Source organism: Pseudomonas sp. A125 (assembly GCF_055409485.1).
The window spans coordinates 155179-177415 of sequence record NZ_JBUZVP010000009.1 but is presented as its reverse complement, the minus strand read 5'-3'; the positions used below and the strand labels follow the sequence as shown (position 1 = coordinate 177415).

General features: G+C 60.9%; 23 protein-coding genes and 1 pseudogene. 10 read left to right on the top strand and 14 right to left on the bottom strand.

Going from position 1 to position 22237, the window contains the following annotated elements; all coding sequences use genetic code 11:
* Positions 1 to 7: 7 nt before the first annotated feature.
* Positions 8 to 223 (bottom strand): TIGR02450 family Trp-rich protein, encoded by a 216-nt coding sequence (locus ACZRN6_RS14745; RefSeq protein WP_464008279.1) that lies wholly within the window; start codon positions 221 to 223, stop codon positions 8 to 10.
* Positions 220 to 1206 carry an NAD(P)/FAD-dependent oxidoreductase gene (locus ACZRN6_RS14740; RefSeq protein WP_464008278.1) on the bottom strand — a complete coding sequence of 329 codons (987 nt, stop codon included), beginning with the start codon at positions 1204 to 1206 and terminating at the stop codon, positions 220 to 222. The genes ACZRN6_RS14745 and ACZRN6_RS14740 overlap by 4 nt, the downstream gene beginning before the upstream one ends.
* 209 nt (positions 1207 to 1415) lie before the next feature.
* Between ACZRN6_RS14740 and ACZRN6_RS14735 the strand changes: the two genes are divergently transcribed.
* Together ACZRN6_RS14735 and hemH are read left to right on the top strand one after the other, a co-directional pair.
* Positions 1416 to 2315 (top strand): TIGR01777 family oxidoreductase, encoded by a 900-nt coding sequence (locus tag ACZRN6_RS14735; RefSeq protein ID WP_464008277.1) that lies wholly within the window; start codon positions 1416 to 1418, stop codon positions 2313 to 2315.
* 14 nt (positions 2316 to 2329) lie between these two features.
* On the top strand, positions 2330 to 3355 hold the full coding sequence (hemH, locus tag ACZRN6_RS14730) for a ferrochelatase (protein ID WP_464008276.1): 1026 nt from the start codon (positions 2330 to 2332) through the stop codon (positions 3353 to 3355).
* 119 nt (positions 3356 to 3474) lie between these two features.
* Here the strand turns inward: hemH and algW are convergent, their stop codons facing one another.
* Entirely contained in the window at positions 3475 to 4629 is a 1155-nt protein-coding gene (gene algW / locus ACZRN6_RS14725; RefSeq protein WP_003208442.1) for a Do family serine endopeptidase AlgW, read from the bottom strand.
* Between the two features lie 102 nt (positions 4630 to 4731).
* Between algW and ACZRN6_RS14720 the strand changes: the two genes are divergently transcribed.
* The 3 genes from ACZRN6_RS14720 (at position 4732) to cysN (ending at position 8593) form a co-directional block, all read left to right on the top strand.
* Positions 4732 to 5490, top strand: a complete 759-nt coding sequence (locus ACZRN6_RS14720; RefSeq protein WP_322143266.1) for a Nif3-like dinuclear metal center hexameric protein — start codon at positions 4732 to 4734, stop codon at positions 5488 to 5490.
* Positions 5491 to 5767: 277 nt separating this feature from the next.
* Positions 5768 to 6685 carry a sulfate adenylyltransferase subunit CysD gene (gene cysD, locus ACZRN6_RS14715; RefSeq protein WP_099489720.1) on the top strand — a complete coding sequence of 306 codons (918 nt, stop codon included), beginning with the start codon at positions 5768 to 5770 and terminating at the stop codon, positions 6683 to 6685.
* 9 nt (positions 6686 to 6694) lie between these two features.
* Positions 6695 to 8593, top strand: a complete 1899-nt coding sequence (gene cysN, locus ACZRN6_RS14710; RefSeq protein ID WP_322143267.1) for a sulfate adenylyltransferase subunit CysN — start codon at positions 6695 to 6697, stop codon at positions 8591 to 8593.
* A 185-nt stretch (positions 8594 to 8778) separates the two neighbouring features.
* Here the strand turns inward: cysN and ACZRN6_RS14705 are convergent, their stop codons facing one another.
* From ACZRN6_RS14705 to ACZRN6_RS14695, 3 genes and pseudogenes are all read right to left on the bottom strand, one after another.
* The gene (locus ACZRN6_RS14705; protein WP_322143268.1) at positions 8779 to 9675 is read right to left on the bottom strand and encodes an acyltransferase; all 897 of its coding nucleotides are present in this window, start codon (positions 9673 to 9675) and stop codon (positions 8779 to 8781) included.
* Positions 9676 to 11775, bottom strand: coding sequence for a phosphate acetyltransferase (pta, locus tag ACZRN6_RS14700; protein WP_017476010.1), 2100 nt, complete (start codon positions 11773 to 11775; stop codon positions 9676 to 9678).
* A 60-nt stretch (positions 11776 to 11835) separates the two neighbouring features.
* Positions 11836 to 12173 (bottom strand): annotated as a pseudogene (locus ACZRN6_RS14695) (DUF3565 domain-containing protein).
* On the opposite strand from ACZRN6_RS14695, the gene ACZRN6_RS14690 reads away from it, so the two are divergent.
* From ACZRN6_RS14690 to ACZRN6_RS14680, 3 genes are all read left to right on the top strand, one after another.
* A complete protein-coding gene (locus ACZRN6_RS14690; RefSeq protein ID WP_322143270.1) occupies positions 12142 to 12627 on the top strand; it encodes an FKBP-type peptidyl-prolyl cis-trans isomerase in 486 nt (161 codons plus the stop codon). The pseudogene ACZRN6_RS14695 and the gene ACZRN6_RS14690 sit on opposite strands and share 32 nt — an antisense overlap.
* A 135-nt stretch (positions 12628 to 12762) precedes the next feature.
* Positions 12763 to 13245 carry a glutathione peroxidase gene (locus ACZRN6_RS14685; RefSeq protein ID WP_322143271.1) on the top strand — a complete coding sequence of 161 codons (483 nt, stop codon included), beginning with the start codon at positions 12763 to 12765 and terminating at the stop codon, positions 13243 to 13245.
* A gap of 223 nt (positions 13246 to 13468) precedes the next feature.
* The gene (locus ACZRN6_RS14680) at positions 13469 to 14572 is read left to right on the top strand and encodes an NADH:flavin oxidoreductase (protein WP_464008275.1); all 1104 of its coding nucleotides are present in this window, start codon (positions 13469 to 13471) and stop codon (positions 14570 to 14572) included.
* 115 nt (positions 14573 to 14687) lie between these two features.
* Here the strand turns inward: ACZRN6_RS14680 and ACZRN6_RS14675 are convergent, their stop codons facing one another.
* Both ACZRN6_RS14675 and cysZ read right to left on the bottom strand, forming a co-directional pair.
* Entirely contained in the window at positions 14688 to 15866 is a 1179-nt protein-coding gene (locus ACZRN6_RS14675) for a glycosyltransferase family 4 protein (protein ID WP_322143273.1), read from the bottom strand.
* Between the two features lie 64 nt (positions 15867 to 15930).
* On the bottom strand, positions 15931 to 16686 hold the full coding sequence (cysZ, locus tag ACZRN6_RS14670; RefSeq protein WP_322143274.1) for a sulfate transporter CysZ: 756 nt from the start codon (positions 16684 to 16686) through the stop codon (positions 15931 to 15933).
* 292 nt (positions 16687 to 16978) lie between these two features.
* On the opposite strand from cysZ, the gene trxB reads away from it, so the two are divergent.
* The gene (gene trxB / locus ACZRN6_RS14665; RefSeq protein ID WP_322143275.1) at positions 16979 to 17941 is read left to right on the top strand and encodes a thioredoxin-disulfide reductase; all 963 of its coding nucleotides are present in this window, start codon (positions 16979 to 16981) and stop codon (positions 17939 to 17941) included.
* A 187-nt stretch (positions 17942 to 18128) separates the two neighbouring features.
* On the opposite strand, the gene ACZRN6_RS14660 is transcribed toward trxB, so the two are convergent.
* The 6 genes from ACZRN6_RS14660 to ACZRN6_RS14635 are packed head-to-tail and all read right to left on the bottom strand — an operon-like array spanning position 18129 to position 21062.
* Positions 18129 to 18467, bottom strand: a complete 339-nt coding sequence (locus ACZRN6_RS14660) for a HopJ type III effector protein (RefSeq protein WP_322143276.1) — start codon at positions 18465 to 18467, stop codon at positions 18129 to 18131.
* Positions 18460 to 18756: a DUF1244 domain-containing protein gene (locus ACZRN6_RS14655; RefSeq protein ID WP_322143277.1), complete on the bottom strand. Its 297-nt coding sequence runs from the start codon at positions 18754 to 18756 to the stop codon at positions 18460 to 18462. Before ACZRN6_RS14655 ends, ACZRN6_RS14660 begins: the two co-directional genes overlap by 8 nt.
* Positions 18757 to 18778: 22 nt before the next feature.
* The gene (gene folX / locus ACZRN6_RS14650; protein WP_322143278.1) at positions 18779 to 19150 is read right to left on the bottom strand and encodes a dihydroneopterin triphosphate 2'-epimerase; all 372 of its coding nucleotides are present in this window, start codon (positions 19148 to 19150) and stop codon (positions 18779 to 18781) included.
* 2 nt (positions 19151 to 19152) lie between these two features.
* Positions 19153 to 19713 carry a GTP cyclohydrolase I FolE gene (folE, locus tag ACZRN6_RS14645; protein WP_464008274.1) on the bottom strand — a complete coding sequence of 187 codons (561 nt, stop codon included), beginning with the start codon at positions 19711 to 19713 and terminating at the stop codon, positions 19153 to 19155.
* Positions 19714 to 19733: 20 nt separating this feature from the next.
* The gene (folM, locus tag ACZRN6_RS14640; protein WP_322143280.1) at positions 19734 to 20444 is read right to left on the bottom strand and encodes a dihydromonapterin reductase; all 711 of its coding nucleotides are present in this window, start codon (positions 20442 to 20444) and stop codon (positions 19734 to 19736) included.
* Positions 20445 to 20501: 57 nt separating this feature from the next.
* Positions 20502 to 21062: a putative antibiotic biosynthesis monooxygenase gene (locus ACZRN6_RS14635; protein WP_322143281.1), complete on the bottom strand. Its 561-nt coding sequence runs from the start codon at positions 21060 to 21062 to the stop codon at positions 20502 to 20504.
* A 216-nt stretch (positions 21063 to 21278) separates the two neighbouring features.
* On the opposite strand from ACZRN6_RS14635, the gene ACZRN6_RS14630 reads away from it, so the two are divergent.
* Positions 21279 to 22235, top strand: coding sequence for a MerR family transcriptional regulator (locus ACZRN6_RS14630; RefSeq protein WP_464008273.1), 957 nt, complete (start codon positions 21279 to 21281; stop codon positions 22233 to 22235).
* The last annotated feature ends 2 nt before the right edge of the window (positions 22236 to 22237 follow it).

Below are 22237 nucleotides of genomic sequence, written 5' to 3'. Positions count from 1 at the left end.
ATGATGGCTATTGCCAGCCGATTTTCCAGTCTTCGGCGTTTTGCAGGGTTTGCCAGGCCAGGCGCTGCACGCGGCGGGTCATCACGGCTTCCAGTTCGATTTCCTGCACGTCGCCCTCATCATCGCGCAGCAACTGGGTCACCAGGAAATGTTTTTCCTTGTGCTGCGGGCGGGCTGCTGTCCACTTCGACAGCAGCAATTTGGCGGGGTTGATGCGGTTCATTGCAGGTGCTCGATTAACCGCCGCGCCGCTTCCTGCCCGCTGAGCCAGGCGCCTTCCACACGGCCTGACAGGCACCAGTCACCGCACACGTACAAGCCCAGGTCGGCGTCGGCGAGCACGCCAAATTCATGGCTGGTGGACGGGCGCGCATACAGCCAGCGGTGGGCCAGGGCGAAGGACGGCGCAGGCATGGCGCTGTGCAGCAGTTCGGCAAAGGCGCCATGCAAGTGTTCGATTACCGCTTCCTTGGTGAGGTCCAGGTGTTGCTTGCTCCAGGTGCTGGTGGCGTGCAGCACCCAGGTGTCGAGGGTGGTGTCGCGCCCCGGTTTACTGCGGTTGCGGGCCAGCCAGTCGAGCGGGCTGTCCTGCACGAAGCAGCCTTCCATGGGCGTATCCAACGGCTTGTCGAAGGCCAGCGCGATGGCCCAGGTAGGGTCCATTTTCACCCCGGCGGCGGCACTCGCCAGCTTGGGCGCGGCGGCCAGCAGGGCGGTGGCTTGCGGGGCCGGGGTGGCGATGATCACGTGGCTGAACGGGCCGTGGCTTTCGCCATCGGCGTCCAGCAGGTTCCAATGCTGTTTGCCCTGGAACACTTCGGTGATGCGGCAACCGAACTGCACCGGCAAGTCATCGAGCAGGGCGCGGGTAATCGCGCTCATGCGCGGCGTACCGACCCAGCGGATCTGTTCATCGGGGGAGGGCGTCAGTTGCCCGGACTTGAAGTTGTACAGCTGTGGCTTCCATTGTTCGGCGCAACCATTGGCTTGCCAGCGTTGCACTTCGATGACGAATCGTCGGTCGCGCGCAGTAAAGTACTGCGCACCCATGTCCAAGGCGCCCGCATCACTGCGCTTGCTGGACATGCGGCCGCCACTGCCGCGGCTTTTATCGAAAAGTTGTACAACGTGCCCCGCGTCTTTTAACGCTCGGGCGGCGGAGAGACCGGCGATGCCGGTGCCTATGATCGCGATGGGAACAGTCATGGGAGGCCTCGTTTTACCGTTGGGTACAGACTACGCCGACACCAATAGCTGTACAATATTGTTTTTTGGTATAAGTTTTGGCGTACCTGATCGTTTGGCGTGACCTATGGTTAAACCTGAAGGTTTAACCAGCGTTGCGCCCGATTAAAACATCCCTGTTTATAAAATAGACTAAGGGTGGTCGGCGAACGTTACACGAGGAACAACTCATGCACATTTTGCTGACCGGCGGTACCGGTTTGATCGGCCGCCAACTCTGCCAACACTGGCTTGCCCAAGGCCATCGCCTTACGGTCTGGAGTCGCCATCCCGAACGAGTAGCCAAACTGTGCGGTGCTCCAGTGCGTGGGGTCGCCCGGCTGCAAGACATAAGCGAGGCAGTGGACGCCGTGGTCAACCTGGCTGGCGCGCCGATTGCCGACCGGCCATGGACCCATAAACGCAAGGTGCTGCTGTGGAGCAGCCGGATTGGTCTGACCGAAACGTTATTGGCCTGGCTTGAGGGCCTTGAGCAAAAACCGCAGGTGTTGATCTCCGGCTCTGCGGTCGGTTGGTATGGCGACGGCGGCGAGCGTGAGCTGACCGAAGACAGCGGCCCGGTGCAGGACGATTTCCCCAGCCAACTGTGTATTGCCTGGGAAGAAACCGCCCAGCGCGCCGAGGCGTTTGGCCTGCGTGTCGTACTGGTGCGCACCGGCCTGGTGCTGGCGGCCGAGGGCGGCTTTTTGTCGCGGCTGCTATTGCCGTTCAAACTGGCGCTGGGCGGGCCTATCGGCAATGGTCGGCAGTGGATGCCGTGGGTCCATATAAAGGATCAAATCGCCCTGATTGATTTTCTTCTGCACAGGAGCGATGCCCGCGGTCCTTATAATGCCTGCGCGCCACACCCGGTGCGCAACCTTGAGTTCGCCAAGACATTGGGCAAGGTGCTGCACCGCCCGGCGTTCATGCCCATGCCGGCGTTTGCCTTGCGCATCGGCTTGGGTGAGCTGTCGGGCTTGTTGCTGGGCGGCCAGCGGGCATTGCCGCAGCGGCTGCTGGCGGCCGGTTTCACTTTCCAGTTCACTGAGTTGCACGCGGCCCTGGACGACTTGTCCAGCCGCCTCTAGAGATAGGATGTTGCATGACGGATCACGCGTTGTTACTGGTCAACCTGGGTTCACCGGCGTCCACGTCGGTGGCGGATGTGCGCAGCTACCTCAATCAATTCCTGATGGACCCTTACGTCATCGACCTGCCGTGGCCGGTGCGGCGCTTGCTGGTGTCGCTGATCCTGATCAAGCGCCCCGAGCAATCGGCCCATGCCTACGCCTCGATCTGGTGGGACGAAGGCTCGCCGCTGGTCGTCCTTAGCCGCCGCCTGCAACAACAGATGACCGCGCAATGGACCCACGGCCCGGTGGAGTTGGCGATGCGTTATGGCGAGCCGTCGATTGAAACAGTGCTGGTGCGATTGGCCGGCCAGGGCATCAAGAAAGTAACCCTGGCGCCCTTGTACCCGCAGTTTGCCGACAGCACCGTGACCACGGTGATTGAAGAGGCCCACCGTGTGGTGCGGGACAAAAAGCTGGCAATCGAGTTTTCGATTCTGCAGCCGTTCTATGATCAGCCGGAATACCTCGACGCGTTGGCCAACAGTGCCAAGGCTTACGTGGAACAGGATTTTGATCACCTGTTGCTTAGTTTTCACGGGCTGCCGGAACGTCACCTGAAAAAGCTCGACCCTACCGGGCAACACTGTTTCAAGGACGCCAACTGTTGCCAGAATGCCTCTGCCGAGGTGCTTGCCACCTGCTATCGCGCCCAGTGCTTCAGCGTTGCGCGGGACTTTGCCGAGCGCCTGGGTTTGCCGGAAGGCAAGTGGTCGGTGGCGTTCCAGTCGCGGCTCGGCCGCGCCAAGTGGATCGAACCCTACACCGAGGCACGCCTTGAAGCATTGGCTCAACAAGGGGTGAAGAAGTTGCTGGTGATGTGCCCGGCGTTCGTGGCGGACTGCATCGAGACACTGGAGGAGATTGGCGATCGTGGGCTGGAGCAGTTCCGCGAAGCGGGGGGCGAGGAGTTGGTGTTGGTGCCTTGCTTGAATGATGACCCGCAGTGGGCGGTGGCGCTCAATACCTTGTGTGAGAGAGCGCCGGTGGCCTTGTAGGAGCAAGCTTGCTCGCGGTGGTCGTTAACGATGACGCTGGCATCCTCAATCAACGCGGCACCCTCCAGGTTTTTCGCGAGCACGCTCGCTCCTGCAGGGACCGCGTTCAGCCCTGGCTTTTATTCTTCTTCTTTGACCGGCGCCGGCGGCGGACGCAGGCCGATTTCTGCCGACAGCTTGATCTCCTTGCCGTTGCGCATCACCTGGATCGCCACCTTGTCGGTTGGCTTGATCCGCGCTACCTGGTTCATCGACTTGCGGCCATCGCCAGCCGGTTCGCCGTCGATGCTGAGGATCACATCCCCCAATTGCAGGCCGGCTTTCTGCGCCGGGCCGTCGCGGAAGATCCCGGCGACCACGATGCCCGGGCGCCCGGTCAGGCCAAACGACTCGGCCAGTTCCTTGGTCAGTGGTTGCACTTCAATCCCCAGCCAGCCACGAATTACCTGGCCATGCTCAATGATCGACTTCATCACTTCCGTGGCGAGTTTTACCGGGATGGCAAAGCCAATGCCCTGGGAGCCGCCCGACTTGGAGAAAATCGCGGTGTTGATGCCGGTCAGGTTGCCGTTGGCATCGACCAGTGCGCCGCCAGAGTTGCCGGGGTTGATCGCGGCGTCGGTCTGGATAAAGTCCTCGTAGCTGTTAAGGCCCAACTGGTTGCGCCCGGTGGCGCTGATGATGCCCATGGTCACGGTCTGGCCGACCCCGAACGGGTTGCCGATGGCCAGCGCCACGTCACCTACGCGCAAGCCTTCGGAGCGCCCGATGGTGATCGAGGGCAGGCCTTTCAAATCGATCTTGAGTACCGCGAGGTCGGTTTCCGGGTCGCTGCCGACCACCCGCGCCAGGGTTTCGCGGCCATCGCGCAGGGCCACGACGATCTGGTCGGCGCCGGTGGTCACGTGGTTGTTGGTGAGGATGTAGCCTTCGGGGCTCATGATCACACCGGAGCCGAGGCTGGATTCCATGCGCCGCTGCTTGGGCGAGTTGTCGCCGAAATAGCGACGAAATTGTGGGTCTTCAAACAGTGGATGCGCCGGTTTGTTGATGACTTTGGTGGTGTACAGGTTGACCACGGCGGGGGCGGCGATCACCACCGCGTCGGCGTAAGTCACCGGGCCTTGTACCACCGCGCTGGTTTGCGGTGCCTGTTGCAGGTTGACATCGAGGGTCGGCAGGCCGACCAGTTGTGGATAACGCTGAATAATCAGCATCGCGATCAGCACGCCAGCCAACAATGGCCATCCAAAAAAACGCAGTGCCTTGAGCATTAAGAAAATCCTGACGGGTTGCAGGGGGCGGGAGAGCGCCCATAATGTCGCGCATTATACGAGGCCGTGAGCGCCTCTGAACGGGATATTTAGGAGTCTTTTATGGCCGTCGCCCTGAGCACCTTAGTCGAGGAAGCGGACCGCTACCTTAATAGTGCAAAAATCGCCGATTACTGCCCCAACGGCCTGCAAGTCGAGGGCCGCCCGCAAGTGCTGCGCATCGTCAGCGGCGTGACGGCGAGCCAGGCTCTGCTGGACGCGGCGGTCGAAGCCCAGGCCGACCTGGTGCTGGTGCACCACGGTTATTTCTGGAAAGGCGAAAGCCCGTGCATCACCGGCATGAAGCAGCGCCGCCTGAAAACCCTGCTCAAGCACGACATCAGTCTGCTGGCCTACCACTTGCCCCTGGATGTGCACCCGGAAGTCGGCAACAACGTGCAACTGGCCCGGCAACTGGACATCACCGTCGAAGGCCCACTGGACCCCGACAACCTCAAGGTCGTGGGCCTGGTGGGATCCTTGGCCGAACCCATGTTGCCCCGCGACTTCGCCCGCCGTGTGCAGGAGGCCATGGGCCGCGAGCCGCTGCTGATCGAAGGCAGCGAGATGATCCGCCGCGTCGGCTGGTGCACCGGCGGTGGCCAGGGTTACATCGACCAGGCGGTGCTTGCCGGGGTTGACCTGTACCTGAGCGGCGAAGCCTCGGAGCAGACCTTCCACAGCGCCCGGGAAAACGACATCAGCTTTATCGCGGCCGGGCATCACGCCACTGAACGCTACGGTGTGCAGGCGCTGGGTGACTATCTGGCAAGGCGTTTTGCCCTGGAGCACCTGTTCATCGATTGCCCAAACCCCATATAAGAGCACCGACCTCCGTAGCAGCTGTCGAGCGCCAGCGAGGCTGCGTCGGCAGCACCGCCAACCCGAACCAGGCGCCATACCCAGGCGCGCCCGACGCAGCCTCGCTGGCGCTCGACAGCAGCTACGGGGAAGGGGAGGTTTCAGCCAAACCCGGCGGTATATTCATATACCGTTTCGATCTAGCCAGCTCCCTCAATAGAATTAGGCGCTGTGCTAGCATGCCCCGCTCGAACACGGCCCGCTGGCCGTCCATAAGATCGTTTTTCCGTGAGTAGCCATGGTCGACAAACTGACGCATCTGAAACAGCTGGAGGCGGAAAGCATCCACATCATCCGCGAGGTCGCCGCCGAGTTCGATAACCCGGTGATGCTCTACTCGATCGGTAAAGACTCCGCCGTGATGCTGCACCTGGCACGCAAGGCATTTTTCCCGGGCAAGCTGCCGTTTCCGGTGATGCACGTCGACACCCGCTGGAAATTCCAGGAGATGTACAGGTTCCGCGACAAAATGGTCGAAGAACTGGGCCTGGACCTGATCACCCATATCAACCCCGATGGCGTGGCACAGAACATCAACCCGTTCACCCACGGCAGCGCCAAGCACACCGACATCATGAAGACCGAAGGCCTCAAGCAGGCCCTGGACAAGCATGGTTTCGACGCAGCGTTCGGCGGTGCCCGTCGCGATGAAGAGAAATCGCGCGCCAAAGAGCGCGTGTACTCGTTCCGCGACAGCAAGCACCGCTGGGACCCGAAAAACCAGCGCCCGGAGCTGTGGAACGTCTACAACGGCAACGTCAACAAGGGCGAGTCGATCCGTGTGTTCCCGCTGTCCAACTGGACCGAGCTGGACATCTGGCAGTACATCTACCTTGAAGGCATCCCGATCGTTCCGCTGTACTTCGCCGCCGAACGTGACGTGATCGAGAAGAACGGCACGTTGATCATGATCGACGACGACCGCATCCTCGAGCACCTGTCCGACGAAGACAAAGCCCGAATCGTCAAAAAGAAAGTACGTTTCCGTACCCTTGGCTGCTACCCGTTGACGGGTGCGGTGGAGTCCGAAGCCGAGACGCTGACGGACATCATTCAGGAAATGCTCCTGACGCGAACTTCCGAGCGCCAGGGCCGTGTCATCGACCACGATGGTGCCGGCTCGATGGAAGATAAAAAACGTCAAGGCTATTTCTAAGGGGCTGTCATGTCGCACGTATCTGATTTGATCAGCGAGGACATCCTCGCCTACCTGGGCCAGCACGAGCGCAAGGAAATGTTGCGCTTCCTGACCTGCGGCAACGTCGATGACGGCAAGAGCACCCTGATCGGGCGCCTGCTGCACGACTCCAAGATGATCTACGAAGACCATCTGGAAGCCATCACCCGCGATTCGAAAAAGTCCGGCACCACGGGCGACGACATCGACCTGGCCTTGCTGGTCGACGGCCTGCAGGCCGAGCGTGAGCAGGGCATCACCATCGATGTTGCCTACCGCTACTTCTCCACCGCCAAGCGCAAATTCATCATCGCCGACACCCCCGGCCATGAGCAGTACACCCGCAACATGGCCACCGGTGCCTCCACCTGTGACCTGGCGATTATCCTGATCGACGCCCGTTACGGTGTGCAGACCCAGACCCGTCGCCACAGCTTTATCGCCTCGTTGCTGGGCATCAAGCACATCGTGGTGGCCGTCAACAAGATGGACATCAATGGCTTTGACCAAAGCATCTTTGAGGCGATCAAGGCTGATTACCTGAAGTTTGCCGACGGCATTGCCTTCAAGCCGAGCACCATGGCGTTTGTGCCGATGTCGGCCCTCAAGGGCGACAACGTGGTGAACAAGAGCGAGCGTTCGCCCTGGTACACCGGCCAGTCGCTGATGGAGATTCTCGAAACCGTCGAGATCGCCAACGACCGCAACTACACCGACCTGCGTTTCCCGGTGCAGTACGTCAACCGTCCGAACCTGAACTTCCGTGGTTTCGCCGGCACCCTGGCCAGCGGCATCGTGCACAAGGGCGACGAGGTTGTGGTGCTGCCGTCGGGCAAGAGCAGCCGCGTCAAATCCATCGTTACCTTTGAAGGTGAACTGGAAAACGCCGGCCCAGGCCAGGCTGTGACGCTGACCATGGAAGACGAGATTGACATCTCCCGTGGCGACCTGCTGGTGCATGCCGACAACGTGCCGCAAGTGACCGACGCCTTCGACGCCATGCTGGTGTGGATGGCCGAAGAGCCGATGCTGCCGGGCAAGAAATACGATATCAAGCGCGCCACCAGCTACGTGCCGGGTTCCATCACCAGCATCGTGCATCGCGTGGATGTGAACACCCTGGAAGAAGGTCCGGCGAGTGCCTTGCAGTTGAACGAGATTGGCCGGGTCAAGGTCAGCCTCGACGCGGTCATCGCCCTGGACGGTTACGCGAGTAACCGCACCACGGGTTCGTTTATCGTCATCGACCGTTTGACCAATGGCACCGTGGCTGCCGGCATGATCATCGCGCAGCCAGTGATTCATGGTAGCGCGGCGCAGCATGGCAAGTTGGCTCATGTGGCTACCGAAGAACGTGCCCAGCGCTTCGGCCAGCAACCGGCCACCGTGTTGTTCAGCGGTTTGTCGGGCGCCGGCAAAAGCACTTTGGCCTACGCGGTGGAGCGCAAGCTATTCGACCTGGGCCGCGCAGTGTTTGTACTGGATGGCCAGAACCTGCGGCATGACCTGAACAAGGGCCTGCCGCAGGACCGTGCCGGGCGTACCGAGAACTGGCGTCGTGCGGCTCACGTGGCGCGTCAGTTCAACGAAGCGGGCTTGCTGACCCTGGCGGCGTTCGTGGCCCCGGATGCCGAAGGGCGTGAACAGGCCAAGGCCTTGATCGGCGGTGATCGTTTGCTGACCGTGTACGTGCAGGCTTCGCCGCTGGTGTGTGCCGAGCGTGATCCGCAAGGCTTGTACGCGGCGGGCGGGGATAACATCCCGGGTGAGTCCTTCCCGTACGACGTGCCGTTGAATGCTGACCTGGTGCTCGACACCCAGGCCCTGTCGCTGGAAGACAGCGTCAAGCAAGTGCTGGAACTGCTGCGTCAGCGCGGCGCGATCTAAGCGTCACGCGCCCTAAAAAGCCCGCCACCGATCACTCGGTGGCGGGCTTTTTTCATGCCTCCCTGTAGCAGCTGTCGAGCGCCAGCGAGGCTGCGTTGGCCGCGCCGCCGGAACTAAGCCAGGCATCGAACCGAGGCGCTCCCGACGCAGCCTCGCTGGCGCTCGACAGCTGCTACGCCAGGTTTTTAAGTCGCGGGAAAGTCGCGGTGGAGCTTTTCGAGCAACACATCCTTGTCTTCCCACAACCGGTTGATCCAGCCTTGGAACGCCAACCGATATTCGCCATCCTGCTCATAATTCTTGCCGATAAACTCGGTCGGAATCGGCACCTCTTCAAACTGCACCACCACGTCCTTCACGTTCCCGCACAGCAAATCCCAGTAACCCGGACGTCCGGCAGGGTAGTGAATGGTCACGTTCACCAGTGATTTGAGCTGCTCACCCATCGCATCCAGCACAAACGCGATACCGCCGGCCTTGGGTTTCAGCAGGTAACGAAACGGCGATTTCTGCTGTGCGTGTTTACCGGGCGTAAACCGTGTGCCTTCGGCAAAGTTGAAAATGCCCACCGGGTTGTGGCGAAACTTCGCGCAGGTCTTGCGGGTGGTTTCCAGGTCCTTGCCTTTCTTCTCCGGGTGCTTTTCCAGGTACGCCTTGGTGTAACGCTTCATGAACGGGAAGCCCAGCGCCCACCATGCCAGGCCGATCACGGGCACCCAGATCAGCTCTTGCTTGAGGAAAAACTTCAGCGGGCGAATACGCCGGTTGAGCACGTATTGCAGCACCATGATATCGACCCAGCTCTGGTGGTTACTGGTCACCAGGTACGAGTGCTGATAGTCCAGGCCTTCAAGGCCTTTGATGTGCCAGCGGGTGCGGCGCACCAGGTTCATCCAGGCCTTGTTATTGCTGATCCAGGCTTCGTGGGTCTGGTTCATCAGCCATTCGCTGAAGCGCTTGGCAAACGGCAAGGCCTTGAACAACGCCACGATAAACAGGAACGAACACAGCAAAATCGTGTTCAACGCCAGCAACAGCGAGGCGATTACCCCGCGCACGGCGGCAGGTAGAAAATCCAGCATTTAGACATCCATAGGTCGGTTGGCGGCTTGAATCGCGGTCAATGCGATCGTGTACACGATGTCGTCCACCTGCGCCCCACGGGGCAGGTCGTTTACCGGTTTGCGCAGGCCTTGCAGCATTGGCCCCAGGCTCACGCAATCGGCGCTGCGCTGCACTGCCTTGTGCGTGGTGTTGCCGGTGTTGAGATCCGGGAACACGAACACCGTGGCCTTGCCTGCCACCAGGCTGTTGGGCGCCAGTTGCCGGGCCACGGTTTCGTTGGCAGCGGCGTCGTATTGCAACGGGCCGTCGATCAGCAACGAGCTTTGGGCTTCGTGGGCAAGCAGGGTGGCTTCGCGGACTTTTTCGACTTCTTCGCCCGTGGCCGAATCGCCGCTGGAATAACTGATCATCGCCACCCGTGGCGTGATGCCGAACGCGGCGGCCGAGTCGGCGCTTTGCAGGGCGATTTCCGCCAGCTCCGCCGCGCTTGGGTGCGGGTTCATCACGCAGTCGCCGTACACCAGCACTTGCTCCGGGAACAGCATGAAAAACACCGACGAGACCAGGGTGCAGCCCGGCGCGGTCTTGATCAATTGCAGGGCCGGGCGAATGGTATTGGCAGTGGAGTGGATGACACCGGAAACCAGGCCGTCGACCTCATCCAGCGCGAGCATCATGGTGGCGATCACCACCGTGTCTTCCAGTTGCTGCTCGGCCATCGGGGCGTTGAGGCTTTTGGTTTTGCGCAGGGCCACCATCGGCTCCACATAGCGCTGGCGAATCAGGTCGGGGTCGAGAATCTCCAGGCCTTCGGGCAGCTCGATGCCGTGGGCGCGGGCTACCGCTTCCACATCCGCCGGCTTGGCCAGCAACACGCAACGGGCAATCCCGCGGGCCTGGCAAATGGCGGCGGCCTGCACGGTCAGCGGCTCGCTGCCTTCGGGCAGCACGATGCGTTTGTTGGCCGCCTGGGCGCGCTGGATCAGTTGATAGCGGAACACCGCCGGCGACAGGCGCATCTCCCGCGGTGTGCCGCAGCGTTGGTGCAGCCAGCGGGCGTCGAGGTGGCTGGCGACGAAATCGGTGATGATCTCCGCACGTTCGCGGTCATCAATCGGGATTTCCTTGTTCAGGCTGTTGAGCTGGTTGGCGGTATCGTAGCTGCCGGTGCTCACCGACAACACCGGCAGCCCAGCCTGGAACGCGCCACGGCACAGGTCCATGATGCGTGGGTCGGGCAGGGTGTCGCTGGTCAGCAGCAAACCCGCCAGCGGCACGCCGTTGATGGCGGCCAGGCTGACGGCGAGGATGATGTCGTCGCGGTCGCCGGGCGTTACCACCAACACGCCGGGCTTGAGCAGCTCCACGGTGTTGCGCATGGTGCGTGCGCAGATGATGATTTTGGTCATGCGCCGGGTTTCATAATCACCGGCGTTGAGGATCTGCGCGCCCATCAGGTCGGCCACATCCCGGGTGCGCGGGGCGTTGAGTTCCGGCTGGTACGGGATGCAGCCCAGCAGGCGAAAATCGCCGCTGCGCAGCAACGGCGAATGCTCTTTGAGCCGCGCCGAGAACGCTTCCATGCTTTCGTCGGTGCGCACTTTGTTGAGGATCACGCCCAGTACTTTTGGGTCTTTCGGGCCGCCGAACAGTTGGGCCTGCAACTCCACGCGGCCGGAGAGTTCGGTCAGCACTTCGTTTTCCGGGGCCGAGACCAGGATCACTTCGGCATCCAGGCTCTTGGCCAGGTGCAGGTTGACCCGGGCCGCATAGCTGGCGCTGCGGGTTGGCACCATGCCTTCGACGATCAGCACGTCTTTGCCCACGGCGGCTTGCTGGTAAAGGGTGATGATTTCTTCCAGTAGCTCGTCCAGCTGGCCGTCGCCGAGCATCCGCTCTACATGGGCCAGGCCTAAAGGCTGGGGCGGTTTGAGGCCGTGGGTGCGGGCCACCAGTTCGGTGGAACGCTCGGGGCCGGTGTCGCCGGGGTGTGGCTGGGCAATCGGTTTGAAGAAGCCGACTTTCAGCCCGGCCCGTTCAAGGGTACGCACCAGCCCAAGGCTGATGGAGGTCAGACCCACACCAAAATCGGTGGGCGCGATAAAAAAAGTTTGCATGCGAGTTCTCTGGAGGTGCATGGCTTCGGTGGCGGCCTATGGCTGGCCGCCTACCGGGAATCAGGTGCCAAGGTTATCTTTATCTGAGCCTTGCGCACACCAGCCACAAGCAAAGGGTTGGCCTATTTTTTCAAGGCGTTGCGCCGGGTCCGTGACCCAGGCCCGGGATTGCCAGGGTGGCTGGTGGCGCAGGTGCTGGGTGTGGCCGCAGGAAAGCTCGACGACCCAGTGCTGGTCTTCATCCTGGTGAAATCCTGCGACCGTCGGGTCAGTTGTTCGACCCCGTCCGTCCGGGTTGTGTTCGCTTTCGGGCAAATCCTTGTTTAGACTTGTCCGTTCTTCATTCTTTTGCAAAGGTCTCGCCCCATGCCGATCGCCGCCAATAAGGCTGTCTCCATTGACTATACCCTGACCAACGACGCTGGTGAGGTCATCGACAGTTCTGCCGGCGGCGCGCCGCTGGTCTACCTGCAAGGTGCAGGTAACATCATCCCGGGCCTGGAAAAGGCCCTGGAAGGCAAAGAGGTCGGTGACGAACTGACCGTTGCCGTAGAACCTGAAGATGCCTACGGCGAGTACGCAGCCGAACTGGTCAGCACCCTGAGCCGCAGCATGTTCGAAGGCGTCGACGAGCTGGAAGTGGGCATGCAGTTCCACGCTTCCGCTCCGGACGGCCAGATGCAGATCGTCACCATCCGTGACCTGGACGGCGACGACGTGACCGTCGACGGCAACCACCCGCTGGCTGGCCAGCGCCTGACCTTCCAGGTGAAGATCGTCGCTATCCGTGACGCTTCCCAGGAAGAAGTGGCCCATGGCCACGTGCACGGCGAAGGTGGTCACCACCATTAATTGACGGCGCGATGCTCTGTCAGTTGGAAAAAGGCGCCTTCGGGCGCCTTTTTCATTTGGCGGCTATTCTTGCCGACTTGGCGGCTGTAATCTCGAAGGGCCGTTACAAAGAACATGGGATATCTGGAGTTCGTCATGAGTGCTTTCCACGACCTTAAACTGACTGGCCTCAATGGTCAGGAGCTGCCTCTGGCGCCCTTCAAGGGGAAAGTCGTGCTGGTGGTCAACGTCGCCTCCAAATGTGGTCTGACCCCACAGTACGCTGCGCTGGAAAACCTCTATCAGCAATACAAGGAGCAGGGTTTCACCGTACTCGGGCTGCCGTGCAATCAATTTGCCGGGCAGGAGCCGGGCACCGAGCAAGAAATCCAGGAATTTTGCAGCCTCAACTACGGCGTGACCTTTCCTTTGGGCAGCAAGCTTGAAGTGAATGGCCACGATCGCCACCAGCTGTATCGATTGCTGGCGGGCGAGGGCGCCGAGTTCCCGGGGGACATCACCTGGAACTTTGAAAAATTCCTGCTGGGCAAAGACGGCCGGGTGCTGGCGCGTTTCTCGCCGCGTACGTCGCCTGATGACCCTGCCATCGTGCAGGCGATCGAAAAAGCCTTGAGCTGAGAGCGCTTGCCCTGTGGTGAGGTGCTTGTCCCGTGGTGAGGGTGCTTGCCCTGTGGTGAGGGTGCTTGCACTGTGGTGAGGGGACAAGCCCCCTCACCACAAAGCCAATCACCAAAGTCTTCCCGCTTTTACCCCTTAATCACCCCAATCAATAGTGCTATTCAGCACGCTGCGTACTCCATATTATCCACATCATAAATTCCTTTCTGTGTGGAGTGCTCCCATGCCTGTCCAAGCCTTGTTCAAACCGTTCCAGCTCGGCGCACTGCAACTGCCCAGCCGCGTGGTAATGGCGCCGATGACCCGTTCGTTCTCCCCGGGCGGGGTGCCCAACTCCAAAGTGATCGAGTACTACCGCCGCCGCGCTGCCGCGGGCGTAGGCCTGATCATCACCGAAGGCACCGTGGTCGGTCACCCGGCCTCCAACGGCTACCCGAACGTCCCGCATTTCTATGGTGAAGCCGCCCTGGCCGGCTGGAAGAAAGTGGTCGACGCGGTCCACGCCGAAGGCGGCAAGATCGTCCCGCAACTGTGGCACGTGGGCAGCGTACGGCGTATCGGCACCGAGCCGGACGCCAGCGTGCCGGCCTACGGCCCGACCGAAAAACTCAAGGACGGCAACGTCGTCGTCCACGGCATGACCGTGCAAGATATCCAAAATGTGATCGCCGCGTTCGCCCAAGCCGCCAAGGATGCCCAGAGCATCGGCATGGATGGCGTGGAAATCCACGGCGCCCACGGTTACCTGGTAGACCAGTTCTTCTGGGAAGGCACCAACCAGCGCACCGACGAATACGGCGGCAGCCTGGCCAACCGCTCGCGCTTCGCCATTGAATTGATCCAGGCCATCCGCGCCGCCGTGGGCCCGGACTTTCCGATCATCCTGCGTTTCTCCCAGTGGAAACAGCAGGACTACACCGCGCGCCTGGTGCAAACCCCCGAAGCGTTGGGTGAATTCCTCAAGCCGTTGTCTGACGCCGGCGTGGATATTTTCCACTGCTCCACCCGCCGTTTCTGGGAGCCGGAATTCGAAGGCTCCGAGCTGAACCTGGCGGGCTGGACCCGCAAGCTCACCGGCAAGCCAACCATCACTGTGGGCAGCGTCGGCCTGGACGGCGAGTTCCTGCAGTTCATGGTCAACACCGACAAGGTCGCGCAACCCGCCAGCCTGGAAAACCTGCTGGAGCGCCTTAACAACGACGAGTTTGATCTGGTTGCCGTGGGCCGTGCGCTGCTGGTGGATCCGGACTGGGCGCTGAAGGTCCGCGAAGGCCGTGAAGGCGACATCCTGCCGTTCAGTCGTGAGGCGTTGACGACGTTGGTGTAAGTCGCGCCTGGTCTGACGCTATCGCGGGCAAGCCCGGCTTGCTCCCACATTGGAATGCGACCCACTGTGGGAGCCGGGCTTGCCCGCGATAGCGATCTGACAGCCAACACCGGCGTCAGATCAAACGTGATGCCCCTGCAATCACCGGCTGCTCGCCACACACACCGCGTAACTGCCGCTCAAACTGCTCGATAATCGCCGGCCAACCCTGACGGCTGGCGTGTTGCCGGGCATTGAGCCGCACCCGCCTTAGACTCTCGCGCTCTTCCAGCAGCCAATTGGCCGCATCGCAAAACGCTTCCTCATCCCCCGGCATCGCCAGCACGCCGCTGTAGCCATGGCGAATGTGCTGGGTGGCGGCCGCCTGGTCGTACGCCACCACACCCAACCCTGAAGCCATGGCTTCCAGCACCACGTTGCCGAAGGTTTCAGTCAGGCTGGGGAACAGGAACAGATCCCCGGACGCATAATGCCGGGCCAGTTCTTCACCGCGCAGAGTCCCGCAGAAAATCGCCTCCGGCAGTTCCTTTTCGAGCATCGCCCGTTGTGGGCCATCGCCGACGATGATCAGTTTCATCTGGCGCAGTGGATACATGCCCTGCAGCGTTTCAAAGCAGCGCTTGAGCAGCCCGAGGTTTTTCTCCTGGGCCAGGCGGCCCACGTGCAGCACCGCGATCTGGTCACTGTTCAATGCCCAGCTTTCACGCAGTGCATTGTCGCGTTTGGCCGGGTGAAACAGCTGGCTGTCGACGCCCCGGGCGAGCATGCCCAGGCGCTCGAAATGGCGCCGCTCCAGCTCCAGGCGCTGGCTGGCGCTGGGCACCAGGGTCAAGGCCGAACGGTTATGGAACCAGCGCAGGTAGTGGGTCAGCACCCGGCTCAACATGCCCAGCCCGTACTGGCTGGAATACTGCTGGAAGTTGGTATGAAAGCCGCTCACCACGCTGATCCCCAGGCGCCGTGCCGCGCGTAACGCCGACAAACCCAGCGGGCCTTCCGTGGCGATATACAGCACATCCGGACGCTGGCGGGTCCAGCGCCGCAACAACTTGTGCATCGACGACTGGCCCCATTGCAGCCCCGGATAGCCCGGCAGTGGCCAGCCGCGGCAGAGCATCAGGCCATCGTCACTGGGCCGGCTCTGGTCGCAGCCCTGGCGTGGGCGAACCAGTTCGACTTGATGCCCACGCGCGCGCAAACCGTCACACAGGCGGCCAAGGGTATTGGCCACCCCGTTGATCTCTGGCGGGAAGGTTTCGGTGATCAGGGTGATGTGGAGCGAAGCTGTCGTCATGACCCACAGTGTCGGCGCGGGCCATGTCGTCATTGTGTCTTTCGGATGATGGATTTGTGACGGCTCAGGCTTTGGTGACGGCCATCGCCTCGGCGCCTTGTTCACGCACCCAGAACAACGTGGCCCCGGCGACTGCCGCCGGCATCATCAGCAGGTTGACCACCGGCACCAGCAGCACCAGGTAAACGACGCCGCCAAAACTCATGCTCTGCCAGCGCTTCTGGCGCAGCCAGGCGAGCATTTCGTTCCAGCCCAGCTTGTGGTTGTCTGCCGGGTAGTCGATGTACTGGATTGCCATCATCCACACGCCAAACAGCAGCCACAGCGGCGCGGCCACCAGGTTGACCACCGGGATGAACGACAGGATAAACAGGCCGATAGCGCGGGGCAGGAAATAGCCCAGCTTGCGCATTTCCCGGGCCAGGGTACGCGGCACCATGGCTGCCAGCTCACCCCAGCTGAACGCCGGGAAATCATCGGTACCGCGTACCACCACTTCGACTTTTTCCGAAAGGAAACCGTTAAAGGGCGCGGCGATGATGTTGGCGAGCATGGTGAAGGTGAAAAACACCATCAGCACCACCAGCACCACGAACAAAGGCCACAACAGGTAATTGAGGAAGCTCAACCAGCTCGGCAATGTCGGCATCAGTGTGTCGACCCACAGGCTGAACTGATGGCCGGCGAAGTAGATCAACCCGACGAACAGTATCAGGTTGATTGCCAGCGGCAGCAGCACAAACAGCCGCAGGCCGGGGCTGAGTACCAGTTTGAGACCTTCGCGCAGGTACTGTGGGCCTGAAAGAACGGGGGCGGGCATGGATAACTCCGGGCAATGGGGCGAACGCGCCGACCTTACCGGCTTTGCGAGACACGGGAAAGCACGGCCGGCATCACGACATTAACGGTAACAAAGGTGTCGATTAATAGAGGGCATGGGATAGAGACCACCTATGAGCTGGATTGTTATTCCGTATTTCCTTAATCTTGCCTCCCTCTATACGCTGCACCCATTATTTTCAGGATCTGCGAGTTCAAGCCTTCCCCAAGTGCTTCGCGGTCCTTTTTTATTCCAGCCGTTCTGTAGTCCGGGCGGTCGATAGGAGTGAGTCATGTCTGATACCCGTCATTCGCGAGTGATTATTCTCGGTTCCGGCCCTGCCGGTTACAGCGCTGCCGTCTACGCTGCCCGGGCCAACCTCAAGCCTCTGCTGATCACCGGCATGCAAGCGGGCGGTCAGTTGACCACCACCACCGAAGTCGACAACTGGCCGGGCGACGTCCACGGCCTGACCGGCCCGGTGTTGATGGAACGCATGAAAGAACACGCCGAGCGCTTCGAAACCGAAATCGTGTTTGATCACATCAACAAGGTCGACTTCTCCAAGAAGCCTTACAGCCTGACCGGCGACAGCGGCGTGTACACCTGTGACGCGCTGATCATCGCCACTGGCGCCAGCGCCCGTTACCTGGGCCTGCCGTCGGAAGAAGCGTTCATGGGCAAGGGCGTTTCCGCCTGCGCGACCTGCGACGGTTTTTTCTACCGCAACAAACCGGTGGCTGTGGTCGGTGGCGGCAACACCGCCGTGGAAGAGGCGCTGTACCTGGCCAATATCGCCAGCACCGTGACCCTGGTTCACCGCCGCGAGACCTTCCGCGCCGAGAAGATCCTGATCGACAAGCTGCATGCTCGCGTGGCCGAAGGCAAGATCATCCTCAAGCTCAACGCCACCCTGGATGAAGTCCTGGGCGACAACATGGGCGTGACCGGTGCTCGCCTGAAAAACAATGACGGCAGCTTCGACGAACTGACCGTTGATGGCGTGTTCATCGCCATCGGCCACACCCCGAACACTTCGTTGTTCGAAGGCGTACTGGATGCCAAAGACGGCTACCTGATTGTGCAGGGCGGCCGTGAAGGCAATGCGACTGCTACCAACATCGAAGGTATCTTCGCGGCCGGTGACGTTGCCGACCACGTCTACCGCCAGGCGATCACCTCCGCCGGCGCTGGCTGCATGGCGGCACTGGATGCCGAGCGTTACCTCGACGGTTTGAAAGACGCTGCGTTCTAAACCGTAGAAACAAAAAAACCGGCTGCGAGGCCGGCTTTTTTATGCGCGGGATTTGATGATTCAGCGCTATCTCAACTGGGTAACCCAATCACTGTGGGAGCTGGCTTGCCTGCGATAGCGGCGTTGGCTGACACACCGCTATCGCAGGCAAGCCAGCTCCCACATTAAACCGGGTTATCAAATTGAATCAGCGACGCGTCAACGGCTGCTGAGTGAACTTCACACCTGCCAACCCGTGCTCGATCAGCGCACGAATATTGCCGTGGTCACTGCCTTCAGGTGTGGCCAGCACCGAACGGTAATGCTCGCCAAACGCCAACAGCGCCTCCTGGTCGCTCAAGCCTTCCAGCAACGCCAGGCCCAGGGTCTTGCATGAACCTTCGTTCTGCCCGGCAGCATTTTCCACGCTGGCGTTGCTGAAGGCTTGTGGCTGGTAATCGTAACCGGCGGCCACAAAGGCCAGGGTGTCGGCAAAGACATGTTCGCCGCTGTTGAGGCTGGCGCGCAGGGTGTTCAGGTCAGTCATGGGTTTTTCCTTTGGCGAATGCCGCTTGCTGTTCGGCACTGGCTTCTTGCTGGTATTGGGCTTTCCACTGCGCGTACGGCATGCCGTACACCACTTCACGGGCGTCATCCAGGCTCAACTCGATCTGGCGCTCGTCGGCCTCGGCCTTGTACCACTTGGACAAGCAGTTGCGGCAGAAGCCCGAGAGGTTCATCAGGTCGATGTTCTGCACATCCTTGCGGCTGTCCAGGTGGGCCACCAGCCGGCGGAAGGCGGCGGCTTCAAGTTCGAGGCGTTGTTGGTCGTTCATGGTGCTCACTGCAAATTAAGGGTTAGCGACTGGCCGCCAGGGTGATCGACACCGACTCGGCAAAACGCAACGCATGGGGTTTGTCGACTTCGACTTCGGCGTACAGCACCGATGTGTTGCCCATCACCAGGTCGAGGATCTCCTGGGTCAGGCGCTCCAGCAGGGCAAAGCGGTTGCCTTCCACGTGGGCGATGATGGCCTTGGTGATGGTGCGATAGTTCAATGCGTGGTCGATGTCGTTGTCACGTACGGCTTCCTGGGCGGCATACAGGATGGTCAGGTTGATCAACACATCCTGCTTGTTGAGGATTTCATCCTCGTTGATCCCGATAAACGTGCGCAGGCACAGGTCTTTGACCCGGATGCGCGCCATGCCTGGCTGAAGTTGTGGCATTGCTACTTGCTCCGTCCAATCAATTGCAGAAACTCCATGCGCGTGGTGTTCGAGTCGCGGAAAGCGCCGAGCATCACCGAGGTGTTCATGGTTGAATTCTGTTTTTCCACTCCGCGCATCATCATGCACATGTGTCTGGCCTCGATAACCACCGCCACGCCGGCCGCCTGGGTCACCGCCTGGATGGCATCGGCGATTTCCCGGGTGAGATTTTCCTGGATCTGCAGGCGCCGGGCAAACATGTCGACGATGCGCGCCAGCTTCGACAGGCCGAGCACCTTGCCGGTCGGAATATAGGCCACATGGGCTTTGCCGATAAAGGGCAGCAGATGATGTTCGCACAGCGAATACAGCTCGATGTCCTTGAGGATCACCATCTCGTCGTTGTCGGAGGCAAACAGCGCACCGTTGACGATTTCTTCCAGGTTCTGTTCATAGCCATGACACAAGTACTGCATGGCCTTGGCGGCACGCTTGGGGGTGTCGAGCAAACCTTCACGCTCGGGGTCTTCACCCAGGCCCTTGAGGATCTCGCGGTAGTGGTGGGGCAGGGATAAAGTCATACAACATCCTCGCAAACGGCTTACTTGATATGCCGCCCGCCGTTGACGGTCAGGGTGGTACCGGTGATATACGGGTTATCCAGCAGGTAACGCACGCTCTGGTAAATCACCTCGGGCCCGGGTTCGATGCCCAGTGCCGCCTTGGCCAGGACTTTTGCGCGGTAGGCCGCGTCGTCGCCCTCGTTAAACATCACCATCGCCGGGGCAATGCCGTTCACCTTGATATCCGGTGCCAGTTGCGCGGCAAACGACAAAGTCAGGCTGTCGAGCCCGGCCTTGGTGGCGCAGTAGGCAATGTGCTGGCGGCTGCCCTTGCGGGTCACGTCATCGCTGATGTGCACGATATCCGCAGGCGTGGAGCGTTGCAGCAAGTGCGCACAATGCAGGTTGATCAGGTATGGCGCAAGCATGTGCACGCTGAACATGTCGGCAAAGGCGCGGCTCTCGTCGCCAGGCGTTTCCGCTTCCCAGGCCGAGGCATTATGGATGATCGCCCGCAGGCTTTGGGTGTGCTTCTTCAGCTCGTCGATGAACGCAAGAATGCCGGCCTCGCTGGAAAAGTCAGCAAACACGCCAGTCGCACCGCGCTCGCGCAAGGCCTGCACGCCGGGACGTTCACTGCGGTAGCTGAAAATCACCGGCTGCCCTTCGTCCAGCAGGCGCAAGGCGCAATGCAGGCCGACACGCTGGCCGGCACCGGTGATCAGGATCGGGGCGGGAGTTGAAGACATGGGAGGCTCGTATCGCGGGCAGGCCAAAACTATACCAGCGCGCGGCCTCCCTTGTACTCACGCAGCGGCTTCGGTGACCTTTACCCGAGCCGGCGCCGGGTGCAGCCAACCGGCCAGCAGGTGGGTCGACAACGGAATAAAGAAGTAAACCATCAACGGCGTAAGCGCGAGGGTGCTGACCAGTACTCGGGTGAGTAAACCCAACTCGGCGAGCAGCGGCTCAAGGCCAAAATTGAACAGCAGCGACACCGGGAAAAACGCCAGCCAGATGGCCACGGCTTGTTTCCAGCGTGGCGGTCGTGCGGCGGCGGCGCCGAACCAGCCGTCTATACCGCGTACACGATGCTCCGACGGCGCAGCAAACAGCTCACTGCCACGCCCGAGCCATGCGCCACGGGACGCGGAAAACTCCCACGCATGCAGGGTCTTTTCGTCGGCGAAGCGGAAAATAATCTGGAATTCATCATCGTTGGGTGGCGGTGCAAGCACGCCGGAGCCCAGGTAGCCGGGGAAGTCCGTGGCCAATTGCTCGCCTTCGCGCAGCCAAGCCATCAACTCTTCATAACGACCCGTGGCCACGCGGCGCGCAACCATCAGGGTGACAGGGGAGGTAGACATTGTGTATCTCCATAAGGATCAGGTGCGCTGGGCCGGGTAGGCGGCGCACGAACGAAGCTGCGGGGTAAGCAGCCACGTTGAAAAAACAGGCAAGGATTATTCCTGTTTTGAAAAAATACGCCAGCGGCATTGGTCGGGTTGCCGTAGGCCTTGAAACGGACAGGTTTATGGGCGTTAAATGGGATCCAAGTTTTCCACGGTGTTTTTAGTGCGCTGATGTCCGTAATGACTGCTCCTCTCCCTGATACGACGCTTTGCAATCCAGCCGATTGCGGTGAGCTGTTCCCGATTCGGGAAGTGGCAAGATTGACAGGCATCAACCCCGTTACCTTACGCGCCTGGGAGCGTCGTTACGGGCTGATCCAGCCGATTCGCACTGAAAGCGGGCACCGCTTGTATTCACGCACCGATATCGATACCGTTCATCGCATTCTTGACTGGATAGAACGCGGCGTAGCGGTGAGCAAGGTCGGCAAAATCCTCGCCCGTGGTGATCAGCAGGCTGAAACAACGGCCGGCGCGCCAGCCGGTGCGGAATATGAATGGAGCCAATGGCAGCAGCAAATGCGAACGGCCATCGCGGCCTTTGACGACCGGCAACTGGACCGGTTGTATGGCCAGATTTTCTCCGCCTACCCGGTCGCGGTGGTTTTCCAGGACATCCTGATGCCTCTCTGGCAGCAGCTGTTGCGCCACCAGGGGCTTTTTGGCCAAACCAGCGAGTGGTTGTTTTTTGATGGATTCTTGCGCAGCCGCACCTGGAAACGCCTGCAAATCGCCTGTGCTTCGGCGGCACCGCGGGTGCTGCTGGCCGCCGTCGCGGGAGAATGCCGCGAGCTGGAATTGCTGGTGGCAGGGCTGCTGATGAGCAGTGATGAGTTGGCGGTCAAGATCCTGAGCGTGGGCCAACCGATTGATGAGTTGACGCTAATCTGTGAAAAAACCAAGCCACAAGCGCTGGTGGTGTTCTCCAATCATTCGCCCACCCTCGACCTGTCGCGGCGCCTTGAGCGGCTGGCCCTGACCCTGGATTGCCCGTTGATGCTTGCTGGGGATGCGTCGGAATTGGCCTACGACCAGTTGGAGGGGTCGACCGTCGGTTGCCTGGGCAATGAAGGACGATTGATGCAACGCCGTCTGCAGCAGTTTTTGCGTGGCGGCCTCGACACCTGACG